At 69.3% G+C, this 5360-nt stretch carries 6 protein-coding genes; 2 read left to right on the forward strand and 4 right to left on the reverse strand.

Annotated elements, in window-relative coordinates; all coding sequences use genetic code 11:
* Positions 1-119 precede the first annotated feature (119 nt).
* Both VP06_RS22970 and VP06_RS22975 read left to right on the forward strand, forming a co-directional pair.
* Positions 120-1067 carry a helix-turn-helix transcriptional regulator gene (locus VP06_RS22970; RefSeq protein ID WP_048466119.1) on the forward strand — a complete coding sequence of 316 codons (948 nt, stop codon included), beginning with the start codon at positions 120-122 and terminating at the stop codon, positions 1065-1067.
* A 131-nt stretch (positions 1068-1198) separates the two neighbouring features.
* Positions 1199-2254: a KpsF/GutQ family sugar-phosphate isomerase gene (locus VP06_RS22975; RefSeq protein WP_082167567.1), complete on the forward strand. Its 1056-nt coding sequence runs from the start codon at positions 1199-1201 to the stop codon at positions 2252-2254.
* Between the two features lie 25 nt (positions 2255-2279).
* On the opposite strand, the gene VP06_RS22980 is transcribed toward VP06_RS22975, so the two are convergent.
* The 4 genes from VP06_RS22980 to VP06_RS22995 form a co-directional block, all read right to left on the reverse strand.
* Positions 2280-2696: a nuclear transport factor 2 family protein gene (locus VP06_RS22980; protein ID WP_048466121.1), complete on the reverse strand. Its 417-nt coding sequence runs from the start codon at positions 2694-2696 to the stop codon at positions 2280-2282.
* 85 nt (positions 2697-2781) lie between these two features.
* Positions 2782-3360, reverse strand: a complete 579-nt coding sequence (locus VP06_RS22985; RefSeq protein ID WP_048466122.1) for an NADPH-dependent FMN reductase — start codon at positions 3358-3360, stop codon at positions 2782-2784.
* A 56-nt stretch (positions 3361-3416) separates the two neighbouring features.
* Positions 3417-4742 carry a TRAP transporter large permease gene (locus tag VP06_RS22990; protein ID WP_048466123.1) on the reverse strand — a complete coding sequence of 442 codons (1326 nt, stop codon included), beginning with the start codon at positions 4740-4742 and terminating at the stop codon, positions 3417-3419.
* Positions 4739-5338 carry a TRAP transporter small permease gene (locus VP06_RS22995; RefSeq protein WP_048466124.1) on the reverse strand — a complete coding sequence of 200 codons (600 nt, stop codon included), beginning with the start codon at positions 5336-5338 and terminating at the stop codon, positions 4739-4741. Before VP06_RS22995 ends, VP06_RS22990 begins: the two co-directional genes overlap by 4 nt.
* Positions 5339-5360: the final 22 nt, after the last annotated feature.

Here is a 5360-nt window from a genome sequence, read left to right on the forward strand (position 1 = left end):
AAATGTGTATAAGAGACACCAAATGGTCCCATGACCCGTCACGCTGTCCCCACCGGTCCCGCCCTCCCGCCGCCCGGACGGAGCCGCCGCTTCGCCGATCGCTTCCGGTGAGGCCCGCCATGTCGAGCAAGATCGGATCACGCCCGGACGTGGACGAGCCCCCGGAGGCCAGCGCCTCGGAGGCCGGAGACGCGGAAGCCGACTTCCTGACGATTCTCGGCCAGCGCGTGCGGACCATGCGCTCCGTGCGGGCGATGTCGCGCAAGGTGCTGTCGCAGACCTCCGGCCTCTCGGAGCGCTACATCGCGCAGCTCGAAGGCGGGCAGGGCAACGTCTCGATCATCCTCCTGCGCCGCGTCGCGATCGCCATGGGCGTGCGGCTCGAGGATCTGATCGCCGAGGTCGAGAGCCCGCCTGACTGGCCGGTGGTGCGCGATCTCCTGGAGACCGCGCGCCCTGACCAGATCGCCGAGGCCAAGCGCATCCTCTCGGGCGCGGCCGCCCCCGGGGAGGGGCCGACGCAGCGCGTGGCGCTGATCGGCCTGCGCGGCGCCGGCAAGTCGACCCTCGGGAGGATTCTCGCCGAGCGGATGGGCTGGACCTTCGTCGAGCTGAACCGCGAGATCGAGCGCGAGAACGGTCTGTCGGTGGCGGAGATCTTCGCGATCTACGGTCAGGAGACCTATCGCCGCCTGGAGCAGGGGGCGCTCCGGCGCCTCGCCGAACGGCCGGGCCCGATGGTCCTGGCGACCGGCGGCGGCATCGTCGCCGAGCCCGTCACCTTCGATCTGCTGCTGTCCTCGTTCTTCACCGTCTGGCTGAAGGCGCGGCCGGAGGAGCACATCCACCGGGTGCGCGAGCAGGCGGCCAAGGGCCTCGTCCAGGCCCGGATGCCGGACAGCGACAACGCCCTGCGGGAGATCCGGGCGGTGCTGATGAGCCGCGAGCCGCTCTATGCCCGCGCCCGCGCGGTGATCGACACCGCCGACCACAACGTGGCCGAGACCGCCGCCGAGCTGACCGCCCTGGTCGAAAGCTATCTCGGGGGATCGCGGCGCGGGGCCTGAGGCGTCGGCGCCACAGCGGCGCCGGAGGGCGCGAAAATTTCCGGCCCCCCGGCGGCGCGCACGCATTCTGGCCGCAAATGAGTCGGCAGGCTCAGCCTTTCGGAACGACCACGGCGGAGTCGAGGGGCACGATGGAGAGTTCGAACCGGGCCGGGAGCTACGAGGCGGCTCGAGGCAGCGCGCAAGAGGGTGTGGTGGCGCAGGTGGTCGAGGCGGCGCATTTCTCCGCCATCCGCAGCGTCCGCACCGAGGCCGAGGCGCTCCTGACGCTGGCCCGCGCCCTCGACCAGGAGCTGAAGGCCGGGTTCGGCGCCGCCGTGGCGGCGATCCACGACATCCCGGGCCGGGTGATCGTATCGGGCATCGGCAAGAGCGGCCATATCGGGCGCAAGATCGCCTCGACGCTCGCCTCCACCGGGACGCCGGCCTCGTTCATCCACCCGAGCGAGGCCAGCCACGGCGACCTCGGCATGATCACCCAGCAGGACATCGTGATCGCGCTGTCCTGGTCCGGCGAGACGGCCGAACTCGGCGACCTCATCAGCTTCTCGCGGCGCTTCGCCGTGACGCTGATCGGCATGACCTCGAACCCGGGCAGCACGCTCGGCCAGGCGGCCGACATCCTGCTGCCGCTGCCGCTCGTCAAGGAAGCCTGCCCGCACAACCTCGCGCCGACCTCGTCGAGCGTGATCCAGCTCGCGCTCGGCGACGCGCTGGCGGTGGCCCTGCTCGAGCGCCGCGGCTTCTCGGCCAGCGACTTCAAGGTGTTCCATCCGGGCGGCAAGCTCGCGGCCCGGCTGAAGACCGTGGCCCAGCTGATGCATGCCGGCGAGGAGATGCCGCTCGTGCCCCGCGGCATCCGGGTCTCGGAGGCGCTGATCGCCGTGATGGGCAAGCGCTTCGGCTGCGCCGGCATCGTCGACGAGGGCGGCCGGCTCGTCGGCATGATCACCGACGGCGACATGCGCCGCCACATGAGCCGGGGCGACCGCCATAGCGACCTCCTCGCCCGCCGGGTCGAGGAGATCATGACGCCCGCCCCGATCACCACCACCCCGGGCACCTTCGCCAGCGCCGCCCTGGAGCTGATGAACCGCAGCCAGATCACCGCCCTGTTCGCGGTGGAGCGCGGGCGCCCGGTCGGCATCCTGCACATCCACGACATTCTGCGGGCGGGGGTGGTCTGAGGGCGGCCCACCTCGTCGGCCCGGGCTACCGCCCGGGCAGGCGCGAGAGCGTCCGCATGCCGACCCAGCCCCAATAGACCCGGTGATGGGCGATGAGCCCGTGCGCGACGTCGATCATCTCGATCAGGTCGATCTGATCGCCGTCGGGCGTCTCGCGCGGGTATTCCCAGGCCAGCTGATGCCCCTGCGTGAAGCAGATGCCGGTGCGGTACCAGCGGCCGAGGCCATTCTGCGGCGACCGGAACCCGCGCGCGAAGAAATCCCGGATCGCCGCCTTGCCCATCAGCACCCCGGTGCCGCCCTCGGGCTGAGACGCCCAGACCAGCGGGCTCTCGAAGACGGCGTCGTCGGCGTAGAGCGCCATCACCCCGTCGATGTCGCGACGCACGACCGCGTCGTGCCATTGCTTGTGGATATGGCGGAAGGCGGCGTCCAGGCTCATGGTCGGTCCCCGCCGGCGCGATCGTGGCCGGTGCCGGACGCTATCCCGGCGCGACCCGCGCAGGCTTCGGCGCCGGCCGAAGCGTTCAGTACGGCACGCCGCCGTGCCGCTTCTCCCGCAGGGCCTCCGCGTACCAGGTCAGCTCGTCGAGGAAGCGCCCGGCCGGACGTTCGAGCCACGGCTGGAGCGGGTGGCCGTCCTCGTCCAGGGCCTTGTGCACCTCGGGGATCGGCAGCAGCGAGGGGATGCTCGGGGTGCCGAGTTCGCCCAGCATGGCGCGCAGCTGCATCGCCGCCCGGACGCCGCCGTAGCGGCCAGCCGAGTAGCAGACGATCGCCGAGGGCCGCCAGAAATATTCCTCCAGAAAGTGGTCGAGGGTGTTCGACAGGGCCGGCGGGATGCTGTGGTTGTACTCCGCCGAGACCACCACGAAGCCGTCCGCCCGGCGGAAGAGGGCGGCGAGCCGCTCCAGCGCCGCGGGCGCCTCGCCCTGAGGGTATTCCTTGTACATCCGCGTCAAAAGCGGCAGGCCGAGATCGGCCGGATCGACCAGCGGCGCGTCGTGGCCACGAGCCTCGAGGCTCCGGACCAGATAGCGGGCGGCGCGCAGGCCGTTGCGCCCTTCGCGGACCGAACCGAGGATGACCGGGAAGACGAGGCCCATGGCGAATCTCCGGGGGATGACGACACCACCCGGAGCCTACAGCGTTCGGCAGGATCTCACATCATCCCGAGCATCCGCGGCAGCCACAGCGAGATCGCCGGGACGTAGGTGACGACCACCAGGAAGATCAGCATGGTCAGCAGCCACGGCCAGACCGCGATGGTCAGTTCGGTGATGCCCATGCGGGTGATGCCCGAGGCCACGTAGAGGTTGAGCCCGACCGGCGGGTGGCACATGCCGACCTCCATGTTGACCACCATCATGATGCCGAAATGCACCGGATCGATGCCGAGCTTGGCGGCGATCGGGAACAGGATCGGCGCCATGATGAGCACGATGGAGGAGGGCTCCATCACGTTGCCGGCGACGAGCAGCAGGATGTTGACGATCAGCAGGAAGACGACCCAGTTCAGGCCCGCTCCGGTGATCCAGCCCGCCATAGCCTGCGGGATCTGCTCGCTCGTCATCAGGAACGAGAACAGGACCGCATTGGTGATGATGTAGAGCAGCATCGCGCTCATGTTGGCCGAATCGAGCAGCACCCGCGGCACGTCGCGCCAGGTGAGATCCCGATAGACGAACAGCGCGATGACGAAGGCATAGACCGCGCTGACCGCCGCCGCCTCGGTCGGCGTGAAGGCGCCGCTATAGATGCCGCCCAGGACCAGCACGATCAGCAGGAGGCCCCAGACCGACTTGCGGAACGCGACCCAGCGCTCGTACCACGTCGCCTTTGGCATGCGCGGATAGCCGAACTTGCGCGCCCGGTACCAGGTGGTGAAGCCCAGCAAAGCCGCCAGCATCAGGCCCGGGATCACGCCGGCGACGAACAGGGTCGAGATCGAGGCCGACGAGACCCGCTGGCCGTCGGGCCCGGTCACCACCGCGCCGCTGGTGGCCACCGAGTACATCACCATCACGATCGAGGGCGGGATCAGGATGCCGAGCGCGCCGGAGGTGGTGATGACGCCGGCGCCGAAGCGCTTCGGGAATCCTTGAGCCACCATGGCGGGCAGGATGATCGAGCCGATCGCCACCACGGTGGCCGGGCTCGACCCCGAGATGGCGGCAAACAGCGCGCAGGCCATCACCCCGGCCAGCCCGAGGCCTCCGTGCCAGTGGCCGACCATCGCGGTGGCGAAGTTGATCATCCGCCGGGCGACGCCGCCATGGGTGAGGAAGTTGCCCGACAGGATGAAGAACGGGATCGCCATGATCTCGAAATTCTCGATCCCGGTGAACAGCTTGAGCGCCACCGCCTCGATCGGCACGGTGGTCATGGTGAACAGGAAGGTGAGCACCGAGAGGCCGAGCGCGATCGAGATCGGCATGCCGGTGAGCATCAGGGCGATGAGCAGCCCGAAGATGATGGCGGCATTCATCGCGCGGAACCTCCGGTACGGATTTCGTGAGCCAGATCGTCCGCCGCCTGCGGGCTCTCGACCACGCCCTCGACATGGCCCGGATCGTGGTGAGGCAGGTCCCCGGTGCGCCAGAAGCTCCACGCCACCTGAAGGAAGCGGAAGCACATCAGATAGGAGCCCAAGGGAATTGCCAGGTAGACGACCCAGCTCGGGATCTCGAGATCAGGCGTGGTCTGGTCGGTATCGACGAGCCCGTAGACGAAGCGCGCGCCCATCGTGCCGACGATCGCCGTGAACAGGGCGCCGCAGAAGAGCCCGAACAGCACGATCCGGTTGCGCCAGGCGGGGGGAAGCTGGTTCACCGCCACGTCGACCCCGACATGGATGCCGGTTCGCACGCCATAGGCGGCGCCGAATTTCGCCATCCAGACGAACATGTAGATGCACAGCTCCTGGGCCCAGGAGAGGTGGATCGCCGCGGTGACGGAGTAGAGCGCGTCGATGCCCGACGCATAGCGGTGGACGACCGCGACGAAGATCAGCAGCGTCGCGCCCGCCATCAGGCTCGCGATCAGGATCTCCTCGAGGCGGTCGAGGATGCGCAAGGGGTGCATGGGGTCTCCCGGGGGCGAAGGG

The sequence above is a fragment of the Methylobacterium aquaticum genome (assembly GCF_001043915.1).
In the GTDB taxonomy this organism is placed as follows: Bacteria; Pseudomonadota; Alphaproteobacteria; order Rhizobiales; family Beijerinckiaceae; genus Methylobacterium; species Methylobacterium aquaticum.

Excerpts from the sequence above, each read along its gene's own strand:
- VP06_RS22980 (WP_048466121.1), bottom strand. The coding sequence starts at position 2,696 with ATGAGCCTGGACGCCGCCTTCCGCCATATCCACAAGCAATGGCACGAC.
- VP06_RS22995 (WP_048466124.1), bottom strand. The coding sequence starts at position 5,338 with ATGCACCCCTTGCGCATCCTCGACCGCCTCGAGGAGATCCTGATCGCG.
- VP06_RS22970 (WP_048466119.1), top strand. The coding sequence starts at position 120 with ATGTCGAGCAAGATCGGATCACGCCCGGACGTGGACGAGCCCCCGGAG.
- VP06_RS22985 (WP_048466122.1), bottom strand. The coding sequence starts at position 3,360 with ATGGGCCTCGTCTTCCCGGTCATCCTCGGTTCGGTCCGCGAAGGGCGC.
- VP06_RS22990 (WP_048466123.1), bottom strand. The coding sequence starts at position 4,742 with ATGAATGCCGCCATCATCTTCGGGCTGCTCATCGCCCTGATGCTCACC.
- VP06_RS22975 (WP_082167567.1), top strand. The coding sequence starts at position 1,199 with ATGGAGAGTTCGAACCGGGCCGGGAGCTACGAGGCGGCTCGAGGCAGC.